This window comes from Paraburkholderia sp. BGA-UO-ETr-F12 (genome assembly GCF_059567945.1).
The window spans coordinates 95,481-120,288 of sequence record NZ_JCAQOZ010000051.1 but is presented as its reverse complement, the minus strand read 5'-3'; the positions used below and the strand labels follow the sequence as shown (position 1 = coordinate 120,288).

Genomic DNA, 24,808 nt, shown 5'->3' with positions numbered 1-24,808 from the left:
CCTCACTTGAGGCCGAAGTCCACCCGCGTCGTCGCCCCCTTGTCCTTGATGCCGTCCGCATTCAGCTTCGGCGCGACGATAAACACGCGGCTGCTGTCGATCTTGCCCTCGAAATACTGCTGCACGGCTTGCGCCCGTTGCTGCGCGAGCTGACGCAAGCTGGCGTCGTCGATCGGCGCGTTGGCGGCCATCGCGGCCTTCATCTCGTCCTCCGGCAGGCTCTTGGTCAAGCCGACAAAATTGCGCGGCTTCTTGAAGTCGGCCGCCTTGTAGGCCTTGGTCAGATACTTGTCGTATTCCTTCGGATCCACCGTGACGGTCGACAGATCGACGCTCTCGCCGTTGCCCACCACGTCCTTGATCTTCTGCTGCTTGACCGCCCGCTCGACGTATTGCGCCCGCAGGCCCGGTTCGTCGACCGCCGGATCGACCCGGCCAATCAGATCGATACGGATCGAACTCTTGTCGGCCAGTGCTTTTACGATGGCGTCGAGCTTTTTATCCGCGGCGTCCGATAGTTTCGCCGAGCCCGGGTCGAATTCGACATAGCCCATTTCCTCGCCGCTGCCGCCAAACGCGTTGGCAATCAACGAGAACGGCGCGGTCACGGCCTTCTGCAGCAGATTGAGCACCGCATGCCAGATCAAGCCGCCGATGCTGAACTCAGGATTCGACAGCGATCCCGACACCGGAAGGTTCACATCGATTTCTCCACGCGAATTTTTCAGCAGCGAGATCGCGAGACGCACCGGCAGCTTGGTCGCCGTATTGTTCTCGACATGATCGCCGAACGTGAGCTGGTCGATGAAAATGTGGTTGTTCGCGTTCAACTGATCGTTATCGAGCTTGTAGTGCAGATCGACGTTCAGCTTGCCCTTGGTGATCGGATACCCGGCATATTTCGCCGAATACGGCGTGAGGTTGGTGAGCTCGATATCGTGCGCGCTCGCGGTCAGATCGAGCGCGGGCTTCGCAATCAGCGGATTGACCGTGCCACGAATCGACAATGGGCCATTGGCTGCCAGTTTCGCGGCAATGTCCACGGGAGCGGGGGTGGTCGATTGTGTGCCGAATGCACCCACCGTGCCTTGAATACTGACCAGGTTCGCCGTGAAGTTCGGTTTGATGAAGTTGTCGGTGTACGTCACGCGGCCCTGTTGCAGCACCAGTTGGCCAAAATGCAGTTTGACGGGACTTTGCGGCGGCGTTGCTGCCGTGACCGTGGCCGGAGCGGCCGCAGTGGCGGACTTGACGGACGACGCCGGTACCGGCGCTGACGCCACCTCGGGCGACGAGGCCGCTTGCGGTGTCAACGGCACGGGTTCCGAACCGCTCTTGTCGCGTGTCAGCGATTGCGCGGCGCCGCTTTCATGCGCGACCACGTCGTTGAGATTCAGCTTGCCTTGTGCGTCGAGCAGCACACGCCCATAGAACTTCGTGAACGTGACGCGGCCGGCGTCGACCACCGTGCCGCGTTCGTCGTAGTCTGCCTTCAGATCGGTCAGCGCGAGCGAGCCCCAACCGGCAAACGGGTCGGACGTCACCTTGTCGAGCATCCGTACGTCGACCAGCGCGACGTCGCCGCGATAAGTCGCCTTCAGCGCCTTTGCCTGACTCAGCGCGAGATCGCCGTTCGCGTTGAGCAACGCGCTTGCGATCAGCGCATTGAGCTTGCCGCCGAAGTACGGTTCGAAAGCCGCCGCATCCAGGCGGTTTGCGTTCACCTTGACGGCCACCTTGAGCGGCGTCGCCGTGACATCGCCTTTCACGCCGAGCGTGCCTTTTTTATTGAGCGTGGCTTGCAGATCGATCGGCAACGGTTTGCTCAGATCGTCGCTGATCTGCTGCACCTTCAGTTGCAGCGGCGTCACGCTCAGCTTCACCGGATTCGGCGTGGTGTTGTCGGTGAAATTCGCGGTCGCGTCTTTCAGATTGAGTTCGCCGATCTTGTAGTGCCAGGCGGGTCCCTCCGCCTCTGCTTTCTTCGCTGCGTGGATCGCGGTGCGCTGCTGTTCGGCTTGATGCGGACCCGCGAGGGCGGCGAGGTCGATGCTGCCGTCTTTCAGACGCTGAGCATTGACCGCCAGGCCGGTCGTATCGACGCCGGTGATGTCGGCCGTGCGTCCCGCCACGTCCACCTGCTTGATCGTCACCTGACCTTGCGCGAGCGAGACGGCTGGCGCCTTGCTGCCGCGCGCCGCGAGTTTGAGCGATTGCAGATTCAGTTGCGTATCGCTGACCATCACAGCAACCGGCGATTTCGACCAGTTCGCGTCGACATTCGCATTGACAGACAACGCACCGTCGACAACTTGCGCCGCGGTCGCCGTATCGAGGTATGGCTGCAGCGGCGGCAATGGCAGCGACTTGAGATCGAGCTTTGCGCTGGCGGTCTTCGCGACGAGGCCGAACGCACCGGCCACGCCGAGCGAGCCGGTAGCGTCCTTGAAGTTGGTATTGAGCGTGTAGTGCGCGGGAGCAGTCGCGAGCGTCGAAAAATCGGTCAGCGTGACGGCCAGTTTTTGCAGGCCAAGCTCGACCGGCCGCGAGGCGGCTTCGTCGTGAACGTTGACGGTGCCGTCGTTGATCGCAAAACGCTTGATCGACAGGTCCAGCGGCTGCGCGGCTTTTTCCGGCGCGCTTGCGCCGGATGCGGCGACGGGCGCGCTTGCACCGGATGCCGCAGCGGGCGCGCTCGCCGCATTTTTTGCCGTCGCGGATGCGGCCGCAGCCGACGCCGGAACGGATGCATGAGCGGCAGGCTCAGGCGTGAACATTTTCTCGACACTCAACACGCCGTTTTTATCACGCGCAAGACTGGCGCTCGGCGCGTCGATGCGAATATCGTCGAAGTGATACAGGCTCTTCAGCGGCTCGAGCGTCGCGGCGGCCACATGCACCGTGCGCGCGGCAAAGAACGGCGCCTTGCTCTGGTCGCGTATGTCCACGTCGTTCAAATCGACCGTGCCCGCCACCCGCAACGAAGGCGCGTCGTTGGAGACTACGAAATTAAGCTTGAGATCGGTGGACAGTTTGCCGCTCTGCACAACCACCGGCAATTTGGTCGGCGCATAGGAAATGAGCCGCGGCACGTCGAGCCCGTCGAAGCGCAGCGACACCTCCGATTCGCGCGACGCGGCAAACGGCTTGGTCTTGCCGTCGATAGCGAGCGGGCTGCCGTCGATCCGCGCACGCAGCAACGGCTCGACGAAGATATCGGTTTTCGAAGGCAGCGTGGCAATGAACGGAATGCCCAGCTTCCATTGATCGATCACATGCGTGACGCCGAGCAGCTTGTCGTCGAATGTGATCTGGCCGTTTTCGAGGCGAATGTTCGACACCGAAAAGAGCGTCGGTTTGCTATCGGGCTTGGCCGGCTGCTTCGAGAATTTCTCGATCAGGTCGGTGAAATTGAAGCGCTGCGCATCGTACCGAACGATATGAAAACGCGGTGAATCGAGCTGCACTTCGTCGATGATCGGTGCTGCGCGAAACAGTGAACTCCACGACGGCTTTACGATAAGCCGCGAAATATCGACGAAGTCGCCCGCGCCGCCTCGCTCGCCGATATGCACGCGATCGGCTTCGAGTTTGAGCGTGTACGGATTGAGCGCGATGCGGCCGATCGTGGCAGGCCGGTCGAGTTGCTTGCTGAGTTGCTGCTCGGCAATGTGGCGAATCAATGGCGGTGCCGCGAAAAAACCCAGCAGACCGAACAATAAGAGGAAGATCAGCAGACCTGTGATGACACGCCGGGTGCGGCGTGACTGCGCGACATTGCGCACGGTCTGCATGGAAGAAGCGATTGATGCTTTGTTGAGGCTTGCCATGCTCGGTCTTGGGTAATGCGGCGGCAAGCCCGCCGCGAAACGAAAATCCCGCAAGCGGCAGTATAAGTGGTGAATCTTACGCGGGGTAGCAATGTCAGACGCAGCTTACATATTGTTGCATGCTGCCGTTGCCCATGTCCGCCGGCACAAAGTGGCGGACATGGGCGATTTATGCGTCATTCATGCATGGCTGTCACATTAGCGACGCATATCGCCAAGGTATTTCATTGAGGTCTTTCACTCGCGAACTGCATTGCCGCCATTTCACTGGCGCACCACGGCCGGTGGTTGCCAGCTGCCGTCAGTCGCTTGCGGCTTAGGAGCGTACAAGCGCAGCACCAGTTGCAGATCGGCGCGCGGCGCCGGCAGCCAGTTGCCGCTCCTGCTGCGCACCGAGGACACCGTCACGTCGAGCGAACCGTCGCGATTGCGGCGCGCGCCGTTGCGATCGCCAACCGCCAGACGCGCCGGCGCGCTTTCCCCTAACGCACCGTCCTTCGTGTAGGCGGTGATCGACCAGAAACCACGCACCGGCGGCAACTGATTCGGCGCGAAGTGGATCACGTAGCGGTTCGCACCGTTGAGCGCATGGCCGTCGCTGTCCTGGGTAACGACAGCGCGCACTTCGTCGTCCTTCGTGCCGATGCCCGGCTGGGTCGCCGCAGCGTAGGCCCGCATCGCGTAGTCGGTGCCGTAATTGCCGACGCCGTCGCCGAACCAGCTCCAGCCATTGCTGCTCAGCAGATTGGACGGCGGCGTGACGACGCGCTCGTGCCCGTCGGCGAGACCCGCGGCAATCACATCGGGGGAGTTCGGCAGCTTCACCGGCTCGCCTGGCGTCACGCCGAAATCGGAAAGGATTTTCAGCGCATGCGGGTCAGCCGGCGTTGGCGGGTTGTCCGGCAGCGCCTGCGCGAGCCGGCTGAAAAAACCGTTTGCGTCGAGCGCAGCAACTTGCGCGGCCGGTGTGCCGGAAGCGGCCACCGCGGCATCGGCGGCCGTGCTGCGCGGCGCCGCGATCGACGCCGAGCGCGTGCCGCCGGCGTAGACGCTCAGCGGCACAACGCGAATCGCGCGCTGCAGCTTGCGCACCGCGGTAAGGTCACGGGTGCCGTTCGACTGGATACGCACGCTCACCCATGCGTTGCGGGTCGGCACGTCGACGCGCGTAACACCCTTGGGCAGATCGCCCTGCCAGCCCGGGCCGACGAAAGCAATCGTTTGCGCCTTGATGCCCGCAGCGCGGGTGGCAAATTGTGAGCTGGTCGACCACACCACATTGGTCCACATGTCGAGCACGCGGGCATCGACGTAACGGCCGTGCGAGTCGGGCAGCGCCACGATCACCGGTTCGCTGCCGACGTCCAGCCAGCCGGTCGAATCGAGCGTATCGAGGCTCGGCTGCAATGGATTGGCTGCGCCGATCGGCGGCAAGGCCTGGGCGTGGCGCAAGGTATTGATCGGTGCCTGGCCCGGGTCGGTGCCAACCGCCGCGTCGCGCGCGACGCCCATCAGCACCAGCGGATAGCCGAACACATACGAATCGGCAACTTCGTCCTTGATCCAGCCGGTGGTTTTCTGCGTCGTGGACGGAGTCGACGCACAACCAGCCAGAAATGCGAGGCCTGCGAGCGATGCGCAGGTCCAGTGAAGCGAAAACAGTTCTTGGCGATTTTTTATCATTCGTTCAGGTGGCAGAACGTGCGGTCCTAAGGGAGGCGTCGGTTCGCGGCGAAACCTGTTTGCGTGGCCTCCCAAAGCCAGGCGCAGCGAGTCCGCAGCTTGTGTTGCCGACAACATCGGGTTGTATCGTATCCTTGTTCGCCAGGCAAGCGCAAAGGCAGCAATAGCGCGTTGTAATGCGCGCGCGGACACCATTTGCGGTGCGTGAACGGTTTTGTCACTCCCACGCCGGTTCCTGCCTGCCGGTTGGCCGCCCATCCCGGCCACTCGCTGTCCTTTGTTCCCCGGAGCGTTTTATGTATATGCCCGCCCATTTCGAAGAGAACCGCCCGGAGGTTCTCCACAGCCTGATCGCCGGGCAGCCGTTCGGCGCGCTGGTTACTCACGGACCGAATGGGCTCGATGCGAACCATTTGCCATTCGAGTTCGACGCAAAACCAGTTCCCGGAGGGGTTGACGGCGTCACCCAAACCCACGGCATCCTCCGCGCTCACGTCGCCCGGGCCAATCCGGTCTGGCAGGAAGTCGCCGCCAACCCGGAAGCCCTCGTCATTTTCCAGGGCCCCGCCGCCTACATCTCGCCGACCTGGTATCCGAGCAAGCACGAGACGCATCGCCAAGTGCCGACTTACAACTATATGGTGGTGCACGCGCACGGCCGGATTGAGGTGCGCGACGACGAAGCGTTCTTGCGCGGCCTGGTCGCGCGGCTCACCCGCAAGATGGAAGCCGGCGAACCGGTACCCTGGAAGATGGGCGACGCGCCGGCCGACTATATTGCACAGATGCTGGGTGCGATTGTGGGTCTCGAGATCGAGGTCACGCGACTGGTCGGCAAATGGAAACTCGGTCAGAACAAGGAAGCGGCTGATCGGCGCGGCGCGGCCGAAACGCTGCTGGCGCGCACGAGCGACGAACAGAAAGCCGTTGGGCAGGCGATGCTGGACGCTCCGCCGCCATTCTGAGCTTTTTGCTCACCGGCCTGGTCTACCGTCGTGCGACAAAAACATCCTTGACCTTCCCATCATGGGAAGGTCAATACTGGGTTCATGATGCGGCCCAATGCTGCGACGAGCCTTTCCTGCCATGACAGAACTTGCCACACCCCAGCGTCCCGCGGACGCTACGCCCGCCAGAACCACCGAACTCGACATCGGCGGGATGACCTGCGCCTCGTGCGCGATGCGCGTGGAGAAGGCGCTCGCCAAAGTGCCGGGCGTCACCCGCGCGTCGGTGAATCTCGCCACTGAAAAGGCCAGCATCGACAGCGACGCCGCAGTCGACCCCGAAACGCTCGCCGGCGCCGTGCGCAAAGCGGGCTACGAAGCCACGCCGTTGGCACCACCGAACACCGCGTCAGCGCCGGGCTCGCAGGCCACGGAACTGGCAATCGGCGGGATGACCTGCGCCTCATGCGCGATGCGTGTGGAGAAGGCGCTCGCCAAGGTGCCGGGCGTCGCGAGCGTGTCGGTGAATCTGGCGACCGAAACGGCGAGCGTCAATCCAGACCAGACGGGCGCGGGCGCCGACACCGACGCGCTCATCGCCGCAGTCAGAAAAGCGGGCTACGAGGCGACGCTAATGGCGCCGCCGGACGCAGCGCCGTCCGTCACCGACACGCCCGCGCTCGCCTCCGTCGCGCAAAGCAAACGCGATCAGACCCGCCGCGAACTGGCGGCCGTTGTCGTCTCCGCCGTGCTGACGCTGCCGCTCGTGCTGCCGATGGTCGGAGAATGGTTCGGCTTGCACACGATGCTGTCCCCCTGGCTGCAGTTCAGTCTCGCCTCGATCGTGCAATTCGTATTCGGCGCGCGCTTCTATCGCGCGGCTTACCGGGCGGTGCGGGCCGGCGCCGGGAACATGGACTTGCTGGTGGCACTCGGCACGTCGGCGGCTTATGGGATCAGCGTCTACGAACTGGCGACCCATGGCGGCGACATGACCCATCTGTATTTCGAAGCGTCGGCGGTGGTGATTACGCTCGTGCGCTTCGGCAAATGGCTCGAGGCGCGCGCCAAGCGCCAGACCACGGACGCGATCCGCGCGCTTAACGCGCTGCGCCCCGACCGGGCACGCATTCGCGTCGGCGCGGACGAACGCGAAGTGCCGCTCGCGCAAGTTCGGGTCGGCACGGTGGTGATCGTGCGTCCGGGCGAACGCGTGCCGGTCGACGGCGCGGTGCTCGAAGGCCGCACCCATATCGACGAATCGCTGATTACCGGCGAAAGCTTGCCGGTGCCGAAGCAGGCCAGCGATCCGGTGACCGCCGGTTCGATCAACGGCGAAGGCGCGATTGCGGTGACGACCACCGCGATCGGCGCGGAAACGACGCTTGCCCGAATCATTCGCCTCGTGGAAAGCGCGCAGGCCGAGAAGGCGCCGATACAGCGTCTGGTCGATCGTGTCAGCGAAATCTTCGTGCCGGCGATTCTGGCGATTGCGGCGCTCACACTGGTGGGCTGGCTGATTGCCGGTGCGGGCGGTGAAACCGCGATACTGAACGCGGTCGCCGTGCTGGTGATCGCCTGCCCGTGTGCGCTCGGATTGGCAACGCCCGCGGCCATCATGGCCGGCACCGGCGTCGCCGCGCGGCGCGGCGTGCTGATCAAGGACGCCGAGGCGCTGGAAACCGCGCATCGGGTGAATATCGTCGCGTTCGATAAAACCGGTACGCTGACGCTCGGGCAGCCGTCGGTGACAGCGTTCGAAGCGCTCGACGGTATCGGGCGCGACGAGGCGCTCGCGTTGGCCGCAGCCGTGCAGCGGCATAGCGATCACCCGTTGGCGCGGGCCGTGGTGCAGGCCGCAACGCAGTCGCGAGCTGCGTCAATTGCGTCAATTGCGTCAATTACGCCGGTTGCGGCATTCACGGCCAGCGCCGCACGCGCGGTGCCGGGGCGCGGCGTGGAAGCCGACGTCGACGGCCGTACGCTTGCGCTCGGCAGCACGCGTTGGCTCAACGAACTCGGCATCGTGTTACCGGCGCCATTCGCCGAGCGCGCAAAACAACTCGAAGCTGCCGGCAACACCGTCTCCTGGCTGATGCGGCGAGCGCCGCAGGCACCCGCCGCGCTCGCGCTGATCGCCTTCGGCGACACCGTCAAACCGAGCGCGCGCGCGGCGGTCGAACGGCTTGCCCAAATGGGTATCAAAAGCGTGCTCGTCACCGGCGATAACCACGGCAGTGCGGCAAGCGTCGCCCAGGCGCTCGGCATCGCCGAATTCCATGCCGAAGTGCTGCCCGACGACAAAGCCCGCGTGATCCGCGACCTGAAGATCCGCAGCGCCGGCATTGTCGCGATGGTGGGCGACGGCATCAACGACGCCCCCGCGCTCGCCGCCGCCGACATCGGTATCGCCATGGCGACTGGCACCGACGTCGCCATGCAGGCGGCCGGCATCACGCTGATGCGCGGCGATCCGGCGCTGGTAGCCGACGCCTTCGACATTTCGCGGCGTACCTGGCGGAAGATCCAGCAGAACCTGTTCTGGGCGTTCGTCTACAACCTGATCGGTATTCCGCTGGCCGCCTTCGGCCTGCTCAATCCGATGTTAGCCGGTGCAGCGATGGCGTTTTCGAGCGTCAGCGTCGTCACCAATGCGCTACTGCTGCGCACCTGGCGCGGCGCGTCGGCACGGTAACGGCAATATACGACGATACATTACGAAAAGCCTTCGAAATCGCTAAAGATGTGCGCGATTCGGCCGTAATCCTGACATAGGTGTAAACCATGTATTCACATGGCTTGCACACCACATGTCTTCCTTTACGCCGAATACCCATGGAATTTCTCTCTTTGCGCCGCGCCAGCGTCGGCGCCCGGCTCGCGGTACTGTCGTGCGCGCTGGTGGCACTGATTTTCGCCGCCTTTACGTGGGCGCTCACGCGCAGCGCCGGCCAGCAGGTCAGCGATCAGGTCCTGCAGCGCATTGCCGATAAAGACCGCTCGATTGCGGCCATGATCACGCTGTTCGACGAAGCGCTGTCTGCCGAAGTCGATCGCTCGACGTCACTATTCGCGAGTTTCCTACCCACCGGCTACACGCTCGACGAAAGCCAGAAAATCGACGTCAATGGCGTCGCCACGCCGACCATCAAGGCCGGCGACAAAGTCCTGAACATGGACTTCTCGATTCCCGACCAGTTTCTCGAACGCAGCGGCGCGGTGGCCACCGTGTTCGCCCGCAGCGGCGACGATTTCGTCCGCGTGACGACTTCGCTGAAGAAACAGGACGGCTCGCGCGCGATCGGCACGCTACTCGACCGCAAGGGGCCCGCATACGCGCCGATTCTCGCGAACAAATCGTATACGGGACTTGCCACGCTCTTTGGCAAACGCTGGATTACCCAATATCGACCGGTCACGGACGCAAGCGGCCGCGTGATCGGTGCGCTGTTCGTCGGCGTGAACGTGGACAAGGAAATCCAGTCGGTCGAAGACGGTATCCGCAAACTGAAAATCGGCGACAGCGGCTATTACTTCGTGGTCAACGCCTCGACGGGCGCGGATCGCGGCAAGCTGATCGTGCATCCGGCCGCCGCTGGCCAGAACGCGGACAACGCGAACGCTCCGTATCAGCAAATGCTCGACATGAAGGAAGGCCAGCTCGAATTCAGCTCCGCCGACGCCACGCTCGGCGAGCACAACGCGCGCGACAAATTCGTGTCGTTTATCACGGTACCGCAGTGGCAATGGCTGGTGGGCGGCGTTGCGCCGCGCGACGAGGTGATGGCGGAGGTGAGCGCCACGCGCAATCGATTCCTGCTGATCGGTTTCGTGCTGGTCGGCGTGTTCGCGATCGTGTTCCTGATCGCCGTGCGCCGCCTCGTGAGCCGTCCGCTCGATGAAGCCGCCAAGGCGTCTGAGCGCTTCGCCTCGGGCGATCTGAGCGTGCGCGTGGCCAAGGGCGCCAACGGTACGAAGGCACGCGCCGACGAAATCGGCCGCCTGATGCAGTCGATCGACGGCATCGGCGAAGGCCTCGCGCGCATTGTTTCGCAAGTGCGCAATGCGTCGACGGACATGTCGGAGGGCACCGAAAAGATCGCCACCGGCAGTGGCAACATCGCCGCGCGGATTGCGACCCAGGCAAGCAGCCTCGAAGAAACGGCCGCCAGCATGGAACAGATCACTTCGACCGTGCAGCAGAACGCCGATCACGCCGCGCAAGCCAACACGCTCGTCACGCATGCCGCGGACGCCGCGCTCGAAGGCGGCCGCGCCGTTGAACGCGTGGTCTCGACGATGGGCGAGATCAGCCGCTCGTCGCAGAAGATCGCCGAGATCACCAGCGTGATTGAAGGCATTGCGTTCCAGACCAATATTCTCGCGTTGAACGCCGCCGTTGAAGCCGCGCGTGCCGGCGAGCACGGCAAGGGCTTCGCGGTGGTGGCCTCGGAAGTGCGCGCGCTCGCCCAGCGCAGCGCGGCTTCGGTCAAGGAGATCGAGGGGCTGATCGCCGCCTCCACGGCGACCGTGCAAAGCGGTTTCCGCATCGCCGAAGAAGCCAGTTCGACCATGCAGGGCATCGTTCAACAGGTCGGCCAGGTGCGCGCGATCATGGCGGAAATCAGCGTGGCGTCACGCGAGCAATCGGGCGGCATCGAGCAGGTCAATCTCGCTGTCACGCAGATCGGTGAAGCGACGCAGCAGAACGCGACGATTGTCGGCGAGGCGGAACTCGCCGCGGCCGAGTTGCGCGATCAGGCTGCGCGGCTTGCGCAGGTAGTTAGCGTGTTCAAGCTAGAAGCAGGGCGGGATTGAGGTTTGCCTTTGCATTGGCGCGGGGCATCAGGCCGCGCCAATATGGGCCTGCGGCGGCGGTTTTCAGCGTCGCGCGTCGTTATCAGAACTCCACATCCAGTTCGTCGATCTCTTCCACTTCCTGCTGCGCATCCGCGATCCACTGCTGCATTTCAGGCAGCGCCATGATGCGCTGCCCATAATCGACGATCCCAGGGTCCAGCTTGACGTCGTAGGTCACGAAGCGCGTCACCACCGGCGCGTACATCGCGTCCGCCGCGCTACGCTCGCCGAACAGAAACGGGCCGCCGTACTGTTGCAGGCACTCGCTCCAGATCGTCACGATGCGGTCGATATCCGATTGCGCCCGCGCCCAGACCTTGAAGCCCGGAAAATGCGCTTTCAGGTTCATCGGCAAAGCCGAACGCAGCGAAGCGAAGCCCGAATGCATCTCACCGCAAATCGAGCGGCAATGCGCCCGCGCGCGGATGTCTTTCGGCAGTAACGCCGCTTCCGGTTTCAACTCGTTCAGATATTCGGCGATCGCCAGGGTGTCCCAGATATTGATGCCGTCGTGAAAGAGACACGGCACCAGAATCGACGGCGACAACAGCAGCAATTCGGCACGCGCGGCGGGATCGTCGATCGGCATCACGATCTCTTCGAAAGGCAAGCCGCTGAACTTTGTCAGCAGCCAGCCCCGCAGCGACCATGACGAATAGTTCTTGCTGCTGATGGTGAGCGTGGTATTCGCCATACGTTTCTCCTCCAGATGAGGCGTTCCGCCGACGTCTGACAATGCGCGTGCACGTTGTCGTGCGCGGACGCACCAAAGCGCGGCAAATTCGGCCCGTTGCAACAACCCGCGCAAATGCTATGCCAACGTGCAGCGACGGCTGCGTCACGCGGCCGCGTAATTGGCACATGACTTGCCTCTGTTCGGGTTCCTCCCTTTTCTGCATTCGTGCGAAGGTTATGAACCTGTTCGCATATTCCACATATCAGGCTTTCGCTGACATGATGCTGCCAATGCGGCACGCCGCGGCACTGATGAATCATTCGCTCGATGCGTGGCCTGCATTTGGCGACACGTCGCATGGACGCTCGATACGCGCGGCCTGCGAGTTGCTGACGCTCGCCGGACTTACGCCTGTGAGGCCGCCGTTCGATATCGACAGCGTGATGACGGAAGGCAAATCCGTGCGAATCGTCGAGGAAGTGGCGGCGCACACGCCGTTCTGTTCGCTGTTGCATTTCCGGAAGGATGCCTCTCTTTCTCATCCGCAGCCGCGCGTGCTGGTGATCGCGCCCATGTCCGGCCACTTCGCGACGCTGCTGCGCGGCACCGTGCGCACGATGCTGGCCGAGCACGACGTCTATATCACCGATTGGCACAACCCGCGCGACGTACCGCTAAGCCAGGGCCGCTTCGGCTTCGACGAATTCGTGCAGCATGTAATCGACTTCACCGAGACGATCGGGCCGGGCGCGCATCTGCTGGCGGTGTGTCAGCCGACCGTCGCCGCGTTGGCCGCAGTCGCCCTCATGGCCGCCGACGACAACCCCGCGCAGCCCGCCAGCATGACGCTGATGGCGGGTCCGCTCGACACTCGCATCAATCCGACGCGCGTCAACGAACTGGCTAAAAGCAAACCGATTGAGTGGTTCGAGCAGAACCTGATCAGCGCGGTGCCGTTTGGTTTTGCGGGCGCACATCGTCGCGTGTACCCCGGTTTCGTGCAATTGACCGCGTTTATGTCGATGAACCTCGGCCGCCATCTCGACTCATTCGAGACCATGTACTACGAGCGCGCCAAAGGCGATCCCGCGAAGGCCGACACGATCCACACTTTCTACGAAGAATACTTCGCCACGATGGACCTGACGGCCGATTTCTATCTGGAAACGGTCGACACTGTTTTTCAGCGACATGCGTTGCCGTTGCACGAACTCGAGGTGAAAGGCCGGCTCGTGGAGCCTTCAAAGATTCGCCGTACTGCGCTGCTGACCGTCGAGGGCGAAAAAGACGATATCTGCGCGGTTGGGCAGACGCTCGCTGCGCAGGACATGTGCGACAAGTTGCGGCCGTATCTGAAGACGCATCATGTGCAGACCGGCGTGGGGCACTATGGCGTGTTCAATGGACATCGGTGGGAACGGCAGATTTATCCGCGTGTCCGGGCAGTGATCTACGACAATGAACCGCGTGCCGTGGTGGTGAGTTCGCGGGCGCGGACGATTCAACCGGTGTCGGCGGCTGCCGCTTCGGAAGCGATCGCGTCAGCCCCGGCCGCTGCTGCAGTGGTTGATGTCGAGGTGGATTCGGCGCCGGCGGTGACCGCCACGTCGAACGGGGTTGGCTCCGGCTCTGCCGCCAAGACTCAGCAGGCGTCACGGGCACCGCGCCGGCGGCCACCCGCGACGCAATCGTGAGTCAAGTCACGGCGCTCCTCCACGGCTTCACCGCCGGCACTTCGCACGGGCCTTCGACTTCAATCGACTTGAAATCGGCCGGCGACACGATTTCGATGTACTCCATATCCTCCGAGTAATCGAACAGATAGTGGACGATGCCCGGCGCCTGATGCACGCAATCGCCGGCGGCGACGAGCGTCTCCTTGTCGCCGTACATGAAGCGCGCCCAGCCCTTCAACATGATCACAATGTGGAAATCGGCTTCATGGCGGTGCCAACCGGTGCCTTGCTCTGGTGCGTGATTCGCCTTGACGAGTTGCGCGAGCACCTTGCCGCCGGTTGCCTGCGCGATGCCTAAATCCCGGTACAGAAAAAAATCGCGTAAGCCCTGATCCACGTAGGACGTGTCTTGCGGACGGATATGGCTAAACTGCGTGGCGAATTCGGTGGACATGATCGCGCTCCTCTTGAGTGAGCCGGCAGTTGAAAACGACGCGTTGGAGCGTCGGTTGCAAGCATCAAGCGGGCCAGTTTGCGGGGCGTTGGCTTTGTGTTTCGCGGAGGTGATCAGATGGGCGCCGCGCCGCATGGCGCGGCGCGAGGTGATTCAAACGCTTTGGGTGCCGATTTGGGTGCTTATGCGGTTGGGCGGAACATCTGAAACATTTCGCCTATATCGGCGTAGTCGGCGCGGTAGCCGGCGCGCATGATCGGCTGCGCGGCGTGGGTGTCGAACAGGCCATCTTTCAGGTAGGCCTCGTTGATGTGGACGCCGACTACCTGGCCTAGCGACAGGTAGTTGTCCATCGGCTTGCCGTCGAGGGTATGCAGACGGACCACTTGCAGCAACTTGCATTCGAGCGCGGCCGGCGATTCGGCGACGTGCGGCACGGCTACGTTGCGACCCGGTGCAGGTGTAAGGCCCGCGAGTTCGAATTCGTCGACGTGGGACGGGACCGGCGCGGAGGAGCGGTTCATCTGCTCGGCGAGCGGCTTGCTGGACAGATTCCAGACGAATTCGCCAGTGGCCTCGATGTTGGCGATGCTGTCTTTCCGGCCTTCGCTGCAGAAGCCGATGATCGGCGGGGAGCTGGCGAATGCGCCGAAAAAACTGTAGGGCGCGAGGTTCAACGTGCCGTCGGTGGCGCGGGAGGAAATCCAGCCGATCAGGCGCGGAGCGACGATGGCCTTGAACGGGTCGTGCGGAAGGCCGTGGCCGGTGGCGGGGTTGTAGAAGTAGTGGGACATGTTTTGTGTTGGGGGTTTGCGGGTGAGGCGGGAGGTATTTATACCGCAGACTCGTTGGGGCTGCTGGGAGCGGGCGTGAAGCGGACCAAGGCTATTCGCGCTTCCGTGAACTCGTGTTCATCGAGTGACTTTACGCTCCGTCTTAACAGGCTTTGAATTTTAAATTACAAATACAAACCACAGCCTGTATGTTTAAATTACAGCTTATTGTCTGTATTTTCGTGATACAGCTCAGAGACTGTACAAGCCTGAAGAAAATCCAATGGATTACGCTATCAAGACGCTAAGTCAGCTCCGTCCCATTCTCCTAGGCTTCCGCAAGTCTGCTGGACTCACACAGGCCGCCGTGGCCGAACTGCTGGGCATCACGCAGCAAAGCTACGCGCAACTGGAAGCCAATCCGGCATCGGCAAGCGTCCAACGGCTTTTTAAGGTCATGCGTTTGCTGAACGTGGAGTTGCGTATGAGTCAGACGTCGTCGGTGCCTGACGGCGAACCAGCGCAGGGCGAGACGCCGGAGCTTCAACAACACGTCCCCGCCGCCAGGAAAACGAAATCTCAGTCGGTCGCCAACCACTCGGGCCGAACCCGGAAAGCGTCGAGTTCGCAGCATCCCCTCGGGGCAACCAAGACCGGAAAGAAACGGGAAAACTGGTAACCATGGCACGCCGCTCTCAGACACAACGGCTCAACATCTGGATGAACGGCTTGCCCGTCGGCTACTGGGAAAAAGCACGGGACGGCGACCGCCTGAGTTATTTCGACGAGTGGCTCGGAGACGCAACGGCATCGCACGGGCAGCACGAACGCATTCGACCTGCTGGTAGCGCTTGGCCGTGACTGCGTCGGCGCGATCCAACTACTGCCGCCTGACGAGCAACCCACCGACCTCTACAACATCTCCGGAAAGCCGTTATCCGAGCCGCAGATCGCGTTGCTTCTGCGCAATGCCACCTCAGCGGCGCCGCTCGGCCAATGCGACAGCGGCGCGGATTTAAGGTTATCGATTGCCGGGGCTCAGGAAAAAACGGCGCTGCTTCGCCACGACGAACAGTGGATCTACCCGACTGGCAGCACGCCGACCACGCATATCTTCAAGCTCCCGCTCGGTCTGGTTGGGAACATGCAGGCGGACATGCGGACCTCAATCGAGAACGATCGTGCGCCTTCCGCAGGAAGACATGTGTCAGGTCACCGGAAGGCCCTCACATCTGAAGTACTAGGCCGACGGCGTCGCTTGTCGTTTGCCAGGTTGGTCTACCGATGCCGCTACCTCGATCGACAAGCAAGCGTTCCCAATCCTGTGCCTGTACTTTTTCAAACAGATTAGGCACGTCGGTTGGGAAATCCAACATGGACCCTCTAACGACCTTGTGCACCTGCAAGGTCACTCAGAAATTGGTTTAACGCAGACGATGCGGTCCCGCCATCGTAGCTGACTATCACTGTTGCGGCCGGTCGAGACTAGCCCACCGGCATATTAATGTCGAAGTTCTTCATAAAATCATAGGGATCCTCGTAAGACGCCAACGGAGCCACCGGCAACCATTCGACGGGTACAAACGGAGACGAAAGCTGCACCCTGTATCCGTGTCGCCACGCGATTTTTGCGTAGATTACCGCGCGCGTTCCTATTAGCTTTTTAGTGAAACCAAACGCCTGCTCCACGTTGCGAACGCGTGCTATCTTTGGCGAAGTCAGCTCCTCCAGCGCGGACTCCATGCCGCCCAGATCGCCACGTGCGAGGGCAAGATAAAAGCGATGATCGATCTCATACTTTTTCTGCGCGGTGACTGGATTGTTGAGAATTCGCAAACACCGCTCCTCCAGTAAATCCCAATCGCCCCGTATCGCTAAGAGCGCCTGATATCCGTGAAAGTCAGCGGTTGAAATATCGTCGGCTCGACTCTCATCGAAAGGAAGCTCATAGTGCGCGAACCAATTAATCAATGGCTCATGATCGGACAGCAACGGGCCCAACAACAAATAAGCGGGATACCAATTGCGCGGCTGCTGCTGAAAAAGTATCCGCGAAAGCTTTCCTTCCACATAGGACCACTGCTTGAACAGACCTAGATCCCGATTAACGGACCACGCCACCAGCGAACATGCGGCAGCATGACTACGCAAGCTAAGCAAACACGAATATACGTCGCCTGTCCCGTTCTGAACGTGCTTCAAAAACAATTCCAGGTTGTCAGACAGTACCTGCTGGTGAGCCTGCACGTGCGCAATGCCTGCCTGCAGATCCTTCGTGTTGTCAGTTTTTCCCATGATTCACTCGTTTCCTACTATTGGCTAATTTTGACAGGGACCGCGATAACCTGCCCAGTTGTCCGATTCACTCCAGCAACAGCAGTTGTCAACGTCCCGTTGGCTTGCGCCTTGAGAACCGCCTGATACGCTGGCGATGCAGGGTCAAGATTACCCAGTACCGACGTCACCCAGTCCTTCGACAGCTTCCTTTAGCGAGACACGATGCGAGAGCAGCGTTATTTGCATCCGACAGGCTCTTGAACGCCGCATCGACCTGGTCACAATTCGACCCGCAATTCTGGTCCGCGGCCGCTTTGTCGGCCTCCTGCTTCTTCGACAGATAGTTGTTTAGAGCCTCGTTCTGCGCCGCAGCGGCCGCACCTTGGACATTTTCGCCCGTCGCACCGGCAATCAGGCCGGTCACGAGCATTGACGCCGCCGTCACGATCGACTGATTGCCAGGATTAGCGCGGCCCGCGTTTGTCTGAATGCCCAATGCATCACCGGCTAGGAGGGCGGTAACCGTTAACGATCTCTACCTCATGCAAGACGCCATAGACCGCCCGAATCTCGCACGGTCGCGATCAACAGCACGCGGACCCGGAGCGGACCTCTGGGATTCTCGTTAGCGGACAGTCATAGCTGCTCCGTTCGAACCGGCGAAGTTACGGCTCGCCTAAGCCCCGGCAGAAAAGTGAATTGGAAGAAACGTCGAGGCGCCGATTGCACGCGTGCCTACGGCCCACGCAGAATGACTGGCAAAGCAGCACTCTCCCGCGCGGCGAGTCGCGTACGAGCGGAGAGTGTCCTGCCGACAAGCGCGAGACTGAAAGGCTCCAGTCTTTTCCTCGCGGGGCTTAACCCATCCCCATCAGTCTCTTTCACAGCATGAAAATCCAGCCCAGTGGCCGGTTGAGGATGAAAACATGCCGCACGAGCTGCTGTTGGACCAACTTGCAGCCTTCGATAAATGGAAGATCGTTGTGGTCTTGAAGTTTCGCTTGCCTCTCCACGCTGTGCAGCCATTCCTCGCTCCCCGGATCGGGGCCGTGTCCTTCCCCATCCGAAATGTCGAAATAACGGTCACTAACGTAGGCGATCCACTCACGGCTCCCGGGCGGCACGCTTGGCGCGCGAGGTATATCGGTCGATATGAAAAGCCACGCCGCTGTAAGAACCAAAAGGCAGCCCCCGACGGCGCGCATCATGTGCTTGATCGCTATTTTCATGTATGGTCGTCTTTAGTTTCACTCGTTAGCGCCCTGAGTATCGGCTGGAGACCGTATCTAATAGCCAACCACGCGGAAAAAACGAGAATCGAAAATCTTCGGGCGTCGTTGTCATTGGCCTACGGGGTGAATGCGGGTCAACTTGTGACCTGAGAATGCAAACCACTGGCCGTTTGCACTCAGCTCAACGGAATTATTGGTCCAGCGAACGTCGTCGACATCGAGCCTGTCACTGATGGGCAACGCGGTAGCTGGCTTCTTTTGGAAGTCGTACAGGATGACCGACGGTGCGTCTGAAAAACTATTAATAAAGTCTTCAATGACGACGCGCGAGGCGGGTTTGCCTTCCGCAGGCGAATCGGTATAGTAAATGAAGCGGAGACCGTAAAGCTGGTCGAACGGCGAACCGTTCAAAGTCGCTCTGAAGTTCGCGCCGTCCGGCGCAGGGCGCGCAAGCTTGACGATCTGCAAAGGCCCCGAGACGGTCAAAATATCATTTTTGTTCGCGCCGTCAAATTGCGCCCAGGCATTAGCGCTGCAAAGCGCGAATACCACTCCGATCCATCGATTTTTAACCAAAATTTGTGTTCCGGAAAAGGGTTGCAAGTTCATCGCGAAAATGGCCATGCAGCGATTGTAGATTGAAGATCGTTGCTGACAGGTAATCCAAGATTAAGTTCACCGAGGCACGCATCACCGGTCCGGAACGCGTAAGACCGGCTCGTCTGTCCTTCGCATGAGCCGTAATCGATGTCATCAACGTTGGCAAGATCAAGCATCGTCGGCAAATTTGCCCCGCTTTTATAATCTCGATCGCTTGAGGTGCGTGAATCGTCACCAATTCAGGTGGTGGTGTCGAATGTCTCGTCCTGGCCGAATTAGCCAGGACGATCGCCACATGGGACGTGGAACGACCACAGTGGACTGGACGAACCAGTGCGAACGCATTACGCACCTAAATGTCCGTCGTCTGACGCAGAGGCCGCGACAAAACGGGGGCCGTGAAAAGCGCCAGGCAGTCAGATCAATAATCACCAGTAGAACAAAAGACCAATGCAACACTCACGCGTCGCGATAGCACTGTCGGCATGGCTGACACTGACAGCTTTCGGCGCTTCGGCGCAAACTGCCTGCCGCCTGTTCGCTCGACGTCACCGTGCGGATATCCCGCTGCTCAGGTGCCACACAGGTGTACCTTGTTCATCGTCACCGGCACCCGCACGATGTTGCCGTCGGATACTTGCAGTTCCTCGACCAGAAGGTGCATTGGCATCCTGGGGGCAACCACGACCTTTAGTTCATAGTCTTTGCCTGTCTCAGGCACGAACTCTCCGATTCCGTTTCCACGGTAGGTCACGAATTGGTCGCCGCCAAACCAGCTAACCCCAAAATCGAGAGGCGTTCCAGCCTTCACCAGAATCTCCTCGTACGAGTTCTTTGGAACACCGTCCAGGTCATTCGGCATGCCCAATTTCGACGTGGAAATGAGACTGAGGTCAATCAAAGTGTGCTCGCCTTTGTTGATAGTTGTAAGCGACCTGACTGCCCGGTCTGAGTACGCATAACACTTTGAAGGAGCAAACTGGACGACGCTTAACGCTCCGTCTCCCGCGAAGCGGATTCTGAGTCGCGCGGTAGTGTCGCCCGGCTGGAGGTTGATATCAGTCGTCAGCAAATGTGGTACACAGGCCGTCAGCAGCGATGCCACGATAATGTTCGACAAGACGAGCCGGAAAACGGCAGACGTTTTTTGTAGGTTCATTTCAACAGGATGGAAATCTTGCCTTCGTAGGCGTTGGGAAGTCCGTACATTGAGCCATTCTCGGAATACGCCACGAGTCGGTCAGTATTTGCGGAAGATGCGCCGAAAATGACAACGTAGGTTGCGTTCGCTGGAACATCTGCTGTTGCTTGGTAATACTCCCCTTGCAGGTACTTTGCTGCCCGTTTCATTGGTTCAAGCTTACTGGTTCCTGCCTCTTGTAACCCCGCGTCGAGGAACAAGGCCCTCGGACGAAACACCGTGGCCATCGGTAGCCAACCCGAACTCACGTACGTTTCAACCGTCATCGACTTAACCTTGACATCAGGCAACTTGTAAGCGACAAATGTTGAGCGCCCTTCGGGAAAATCGAATGTAGGACTGCGTCCGGTACTGATTGAAATGCCGCTCACCTGGGTCGAGTTCATTTGTTCGAAATGGACCTGTCGCCAGGAGCCGCAGCAATCTGCTGGCGCCGGTGGCTCGAATGCTATCGGTGGTCGGGACGCGCATCCTGCAAACGCGAGCAGCGCGACCGCGCATATGGTTTTTTTCAACGTTACATTTCCCACTATTGGATGGAGTCTCGCTCATTCGACACTGGCAATAACGGCACAAATCGCGACGGACTTGAATCGAGCATGACATTCCACTGACGTACGGATGTTGACTGTATTCCCGCTGTCGAGATTTCACGACGGTCTGCTGACGCCAACGAAGTGGTAGCTTAAGGAGCCTGGTTCGTCGATGCTGGCCGGCGTTAGACAGCATCCAAATCTGCCGCGTCGGCGGCCCAGCAAGAATCCGCACAAAACCCGGGCAGCACCGCACGCGCCGCAGCATACTCACAGCCATTTGAACTAGGGCAGGCGTCGAATAACCCATAACGGTTGCCTGGCAGAAGGAAAGAGCACCGATAGACGTTGATGCAAGACAGTATCTTGAAGTACAACTTCAGTTCGCCACTGCCATGGGAAGCAACGCGGCAAGATTGCGTCGAGAAGCCGACGATATCTTCGAAAGAATCGTCGGTCGGGACTGGTGACATCCTGCATAGCAACCAGATCTACTCAACTTGTACACGAATACGATCGCCGAGTGATATGGGCAAGGACGAAAGAATGGCGATACTGGTTAGCCAAGAAGACTGCAGCTGTTTTGCGCAGAGGCGAGCGGGACGCTTCGTCACACAGTTAGCTACCTGAATGCCCGGCTGTTTTCGGATTATGACAATAACGAAATCCGCAAGATTACACCCATCCCGTAAGAGGATGCACCCCGCGCAAAGCCTCGCAGTTGGCCCGCGCCGGCCTGTATGTGCCGGACATGAGTGGTACGAATGCGGCCCAGATGCGGGGCGACGTGTAATCAACGCGACGTGGACAGCCGACTCGTACACGGGTTGAGTGTAAAATTTGAGCGGACCGGTCAAATGGCCGCTTTCGGAACGCGATGGCCACCGGAATGTCTGCCCGATGCTTCTAGCGACTGGCGCTTCCTGGCCGAACCCGGTCCTCTGGCCAACGCAGGCGATCGTCGCACGCACGTCGTGGCCGAACTTCCGTAGCCGGTCCGTCCCGGTAAGTCACACTTCCCGGAAGCGGACCCTCAGAGGCGGTAGCGGGAGCCCGTGGCGACCTCCATTTAAATGGACGCGCAGGGAATATGCGCCTCTCAGTAAGATCGAGCACAGTCGGCCTTGCGCCTTACTCCGGGCGGGATGTCGCTCGGGCAGTGACACGCCGTACTGCTGTCCATGATCGCCTCCGACATTGGTCACCTCGTGTTCGACGATCAGGTGGTGCTTCATGTCCACGGCGGCCTGTACGTTGTAGCCTACTGTTCCGGCTCTTTTGCCGCCGCTGTTCATGGAACGGGAATCGGGATCTGTAAGGGATAGCTGTTTGTCCGGTTGCCTCTTCAATTGCTCGCGGATCTGCTTGAGTTCACGCATCTGCTGGCGCAGGAGGGCGATCTTCTCGTACAGGCGCACCGCGGACTGCAAAGGCTGCGATGGAGCGTGCCATGCGGCAAACCTGCCCCAACGTCAACTCGTCACTGCTCGATAACTTGTTTAACGGTAACGAAGCCGTCGAGCAGTACGCGGACAGCATCGAGGAGAACTTTACCGGCAAACTCTCGATGGTCAAGACGGACAACGGCTGGCGGGAGGATCGCTGACCAACGCCACATGGCGATGTGAAAACGACGCCGACGCCTTGTCAGCGCGTGAGGCTCTGGAACTCACAGAGCCTCTTTTTTTTTTGTAGAAACCTGAACGACAGACACCGACGGCTATTTTTGGCGTTCCGCTCTCGCCCGAGCGCTTGGACGGGGACAAGTGCGAGATCCGAATCAACCCAGCTCTGTAAGAGTCTTTCGTGATGACACAGTTCGTTCGGCTCTGCAAGCGCACCATAGGGCTACGTTTCGAATCGCGGTGCGATTTGTAAACGTACCCGGCGTGCCTCCGCTTCTCGCCCATTTCCACTGCCCCGGTTGCCATGGCGAACACGATAGCATTCATCGCGAGCCCCGCACCTCACCGGGCCTTTTTCGCACCCGTGTCAGACAATGGCAGACACGCCAGACTCCTTTACCCGCAGGGGGTTTCGGCTAATTCGAGGTCGCATGGCCCACATCGCAAAAAACCTTTGTCTGACGCATTTTCCGGCGCACAATCATTGGCTTACCGATGGTTTTGATCTCGCACGGCAGCATGCGTCATGTGTGAAGCTTAAACAGGGGAGGTTTTGATGTTGAACCGTAACGAACAATCCGCAATTACCCTGGCCGGCGACGGCTCGGCACCGCCCGGCAATTCGGGTATTTCCACGGCACCGCCGCCCGTCACGCAGCAGGACACAATGCGGGATTCAGCCACCGAGTGGATACAGAGTGCGATGCAGACTTCGAAGCAAATGCACTGCAACGAGGACTTCCGCAGGGAAGTCGCAAAGAGGCTTTTCTAGCCCTCCGTTACCGCACACACGACCACCATGAATTGCACAAACCGGACGACAGCGCCGCGATGCTCGCCGACGCCATAAAGCACGAACCCGGCGCTTGGCCGGGTTCGTCTCACTGCTGCTGTCCGGGCAATAACCCGAGTGCCTATCCTTCGCTGTCCGTGCGCAGAATGCTCAAAGTGAGAAGGTCACACAGCGATTCTTCGCTACCGCGTCAACAAGGAAGTCGCGAAACCGTGCGAGCTCTGACAGCAACAACTCTCTCGGTACACTCGTTGTCAGGGGCTTGTGTTCGGATGCCCAACGATATACGAATTCAACATTACATGCATCCAGTTCCCGCAAAGCACGAATTCTCCCGTCTAAAGCCTCAACAACTGCATTCACTACCGTCACGTCAGCCTCGTCCTCTTCAAACTGATCGAACATAGTGCCGTGTTTGGCGTTGAAGTCAGACCAGAATTTCGACGAGAACAACCACTCCGATAGTGGGCCTGACAAGCGTAGCTGCGCCGCCCCTTCGTCCATCGACACCAGAGATTCCTGCATCCGCATGGCATAACCCCTTACTTGACCGGATCGGTATTGTTGAAGTGCGTTAAGCCATTCCGCACACCCGACGGAACGCCTGTTTGCGTCGTCTTATTCGGACCAATCAGTGGAACGTTGTTCGGGCTCACATTGCCGCTCTGATCAAGATACTGACCGGCAGCATTCTGCACGCGATAGTAATTTCCAGCGTTGTCGTACACCACAGACATGCCTGTGGTCGGATTCGTATAGATCGTTTTCCCAGATTCCGTGTACGTCACTTGTGGATTTGATCCCACAATGTTCTGTACGGTTTCGCTCAACGAGCCGCTTGACCAGTTGCCGCTGTTCGCCGTCGCTCTCGCCGCACCTTGAGTATTGTAAACGGGTGCGTCCGGTGTACTGTTTGTGGCAGGTGCTTGACCGGTGGCAGAGCTTCCAGTACTGCCCTCTAGAGCCGCGCGGCGTCGCCAGACGTGTTTGTGGCAACAAATCACAAGCGCGAGCGAGCGACACTACGCCGTGCACTACCCGTCGCAAACCATCGCGCTATGGGCCATTTCCATAGGCGTCGATTAGCCCCTTTCGCCAATCCGGCACCAACTTATCAAACGGAAAGAGCGGAGAGGTGCCTCCGTCAACCAATTCCTCTATGGGTTTAGCCCATAGCTGCGCAAGCGCGCCACGGAACCGGTCGACATCTGAACTATCACGTAACGCGATTACCGCGACATCGTTACTCTTCTCGCAGTAAATGCACCATGAGCCCGCGTCGGAGGCACAGGCATACCTATCTACCCTGTAAAGCCAACCACTCTCCGGACCACCTGACTGTAGAGCGTCGATGTATTGTTCGGTGGTCATGGCTCGATCTACGTAAATTGCTGCGACACGCTCGAACTCCAAAACAGAAGTTAGATCGAGGTTAACAAGGCACGCTACCGTGCCGCCTTCCAAGCGCATCAACTCCGTCACAGCACCGACAAAGTGTGCACCAAAGATGCGATCAGACTCACAAAAGAGGAACTTTCCCCATGCTCCGGTGAACACCAAGGAAGGTAGCAAAGTATCAAAGCTTACCGATTCCGTTACGTTTTCAAATGCTGCCAATCGGGCACCAGCACTTATCTTCTTCATATCA

General features: G+C 60.1%; 20 protein-coding genes and 2 pseudogenes. 7 read left to right on the top strand and 15 right to left on the bottom strand.

The genetic code is table 11. From position 1 onward, the window contains the following. Nucleotides 1-2: 2 nt before the first annotated feature. Nucleotides 3-3,830, bottom strand: a complete 3,828-nt coding sequence (locus AC57B6_RS22605) for a DUF748 domain-containing protein (RefSeq protein WP_496422143.1) — start codon at nucleotides 3,828-3,830, stop codon at nucleotides 3-5. A gap of 264 nt (nucleotides 3,831-4,094) precedes the next feature. Further along, on the bottom strand, nucleotides 4,095-5,513 hold the full coding sequence (locus tag AC57B6_RS22600) for a DUF1254 domain-containing protein (protein WP_216750946.1): 1,419 nt from the start codon (nucleotides 5,511-5,513) through the stop codon (nucleotides 4,095-4,097). A 296-nt stretch (nucleotides 5,514-5,809) separates the two neighbouring features. Between AC57B6_RS22600 and AC57B6_RS22595 the strand changes: the two genes are divergently transcribed. From AC57B6_RS22595 to AC57B6_RS22585, 3 genes are all read left to right on the top strand, one after another. Next, nucleotides 5,810-6,478: an FMN-binding negative transcriptional regulator gene (locus AC57B6_RS22595; RefSeq protein ID WP_496422142.1), complete on the top strand. Its 669-nt coding sequence runs from the start codon at nucleotides 5,810-5,812 to the stop codon at nucleotides 6,476-6,478. A gap of 121 nt (nucleotides 6,479-6,599) precedes the next feature. Beyond that, nucleotides 6,600-9,155, top strand: a complete 2,556-nt coding sequence (locus AC57B6_RS22590; protein ID WP_496422141.1) for a heavy metal translocating P-type ATPase — start codon at nucleotides 6,600-6,602, stop codon at nucleotides 9,153-9,155. 140 nt (nucleotides 9,156-9,295) lie between these two features. Further along, entirely contained in the window at nucleotides 9,296-11,278 is a 1,983-nt protein-coding gene (locus AC57B6_RS22585; protein ID WP_178370533.1) for a methyl-accepting chemotaxis protein, read from the top strand. Nucleotides 11,279-11,360: 82 nt separating this feature from the next. On the opposite strand, the gene AC57B6_RS22580 is transcribed toward AC57B6_RS22585, so the two are convergent. Next, nucleotides 11,361-12,014 carry a glutathione S-transferase family protein gene (locus AC57B6_RS22580; RefSeq protein WP_496422140.1) on the bottom strand — a complete coding sequence of 218 codons (654 nt, stop codon included), beginning with the start codon at nucleotides 12,012-12,014 and terminating at the stop codon, nucleotides 11,361-11,363. Between the two features lie 218 nt (nucleotides 12,015-12,232). Here AC57B6_RS22580 and AC57B6_RS22575 point away from each other — a divergent pair, with 218 nt between their 5' ends. Then, a complete protein-coding gene (locus AC57B6_RS22575) occupies nucleotides 12,233-13,690 on the top strand; it encodes a polyhydroxyalkanoate depolymerase (RefSeq protein WP_496422139.1) in 1,458 nt (485 codons plus the stop codon). Nucleotide 13,691: 1 nt separating this feature from the next. Here AC57B6_RS22575 and AC57B6_RS22570 read toward each other — a convergent pair whose 3' ends face one another. Continuing rightward, on the bottom strand, nucleotides 13,692-14,126 hold the full coding sequence (locus tag AC57B6_RS22570) for a cupin domain-containing protein (RefSeq protein ID WP_406869018.1): 435 nt from the start codon (nucleotides 14,124-14,126) through the stop codon (nucleotides 13,692-13,694). Between the two features lie 182 nt (nucleotides 14,127-14,308). Beyond that, on the bottom strand, nucleotides 14,309-14,920 hold the full coding sequence (locus AC57B6_RS22565; protein WP_028196083.1) for a flavin reductase family protein: 612 nt from the start codon (nucleotides 14,918-14,920) through the stop codon (nucleotides 14,309-14,311). A gap of 262 nt (nucleotides 14,921-15,182) precedes the next feature. On the opposite strand from AC57B6_RS22565, the gene AC57B6_RS22560 reads away from it, so the two are divergent. Both AC57B6_RS22560 and AC57B6_RS22555 read left to right on the top strand, forming a co-directional pair. Next, nucleotides 15,183-15,578, top strand: coding sequence for a helix-turn-helix transcriptional regulator (locus AC57B6_RS22560; protein WP_063607684.1), 396 nt, complete (start codon nucleotides 15,183-15,185; stop codon nucleotides 15,576-15,578). 2 nt (nucleotides 15,579-15,580) lie between these two features. Further along, nucleotides 15,581-16,079: pseudogene (locus AC57B6_RS22555) on the top strand (type II toxin-antitoxin system HipA family toxin); the annotation flags it as partial. A 305-nt stretch (nucleotides 16,080-16,384) separates the two neighbouring features. Here the strand turns inward: AC57B6_RS22555 and AC57B6_RS22550 are convergent. The 7 genes and pseudogenes from AC57B6_RS22550 to AC57B6_RS22520 form a co-directional block, all read right to left on the bottom strand. After that, nucleotides 16,385-17,194, bottom strand: coding sequence for an Imm49 family immunity protein (locus AC57B6_RS22550; protein ID WP_496422138.1), 810 nt, complete (start codon nucleotides 17,192-17,194; stop codon nucleotides 16,385-16,387). 166 nt (nucleotides 17,195-17,360) lie between these two features. After that, the gene (locus AC57B6_RS22545; RefSeq protein ID WP_046572031.1) at nucleotides 17,361-17,672 is read right to left on the bottom strand and encodes a VENN motif pre-toxin domain-containing protein; all 312 of its coding nucleotides are present in this window, start codon (nucleotides 17,670-17,672) and stop codon (nucleotides 17,361-17,363) included. 385 nt (nucleotides 17,673-18,057) lie between these two features. Continuing rightward, a complete protein-coding gene (locus AC57B6_RS22540; protein ID WP_244207436.1) occupies nucleotides 18,058-18,405 on the bottom strand; it encodes a hypothetical protein in 348 nt (115 codons plus the stop codon). 111 nt (nucleotides 18,406-18,516) lie between these two features. Next, a complete protein-coding gene (locus tag AC57B6_RS22535; protein ID WP_030102237.1) occupies nucleotides 18,517-19,032 on the bottom strand; it encodes a hypothetical protein in 516 nt (171 codons plus the stop codon). A 547-nt stretch (nucleotides 19,033-19,579) separates the two neighbouring features. After that, nucleotides 19,580-20,113: a hypothetical protein gene (locus tag AC57B6_RS22530; RefSeq protein ID WP_144196319.1), complete on the bottom strand. Its 534-nt coding sequence runs from the start codon at nucleotides 20,111-20,113 to the stop codon at nucleotides 19,580-19,582. 50 nt (nucleotides 20,114-20,163) lie between these two features. Continuing rightward, nucleotides 20,164-20,595, bottom strand: coding sequence for a hypothetical protein (locus tag AC57B6_RS22525; protein ID WP_144196321.1), 432 nt, complete (start codon nucleotides 20,593-20,595; stop codon nucleotides 20,164-20,166). A 1,322-nt stretch (nucleotides 20,596-21,917) separates the two neighbouring features. Continuing rightward, nucleotides 21,918-22,160 (bottom strand): annotated as a pseudogene (locus tag AC57B6_RS22520) (IS5/IS1182 family transposase); the annotation flags it as partial. A gap of 32 nt (nucleotides 22,161-22,192) precedes the next feature. On the opposite strand from AC57B6_RS22520, the gene AC57B6_RS22515 reads away from it, so the two are divergent. Then, a complete protein-coding gene (locus tag AC57B6_RS22515) occupies nucleotides 22,193-22,348 on the top strand; it encodes a hypothetical protein (RefSeq protein WP_244207437.1) in 156 nt (51 codons plus the stop codon). A gap of 962 nt (nucleotides 22,349-23,310) precedes the next feature. Here AC57B6_RS22515 and AC57B6_RS22510 read toward each other — a convergent pair. The 3 genes from AC57B6_RS22510 to AC57B6_RS22500 form a co-directional block, all read right to left on the bottom strand. Next, nucleotides 23,311-23,691 carry a hypothetical protein gene (locus tag AC57B6_RS22510; RefSeq protein WP_106352236.1) on the bottom strand — a complete coding sequence of 127 codons (381 nt, stop codon included), beginning with the start codon at nucleotides 23,689-23,691 and terminating at the stop codon, nucleotides 23,311-23,313. An 11-nt stretch (nucleotides 23,692-23,702) separates the two neighbouring features. Next, nucleotides 23,703-23,990, bottom strand: a complete 288-nt coding sequence (locus AC57B6_RS22505) for a hypothetical protein (RefSeq protein WP_106352237.1) — start codon at nucleotides 23,988-23,990, stop codon at nucleotides 23,703-23,705. A gap of 226 nt (nucleotides 23,991-24,216) precedes the next feature. Next, the gene (locus AC57B6_RS22500) at nucleotides 24,217-24,804 is read right to left on the bottom strand and encodes a hypothetical protein (protein ID WP_028196073.1); all 588 of its coding nucleotides are present in this window, start codon (nucleotides 24,802-24,804) and stop codon (nucleotides 24,217-24,219) included. Nucleotides 24,805-24,808 lie beyond the last annotated feature (4 nt).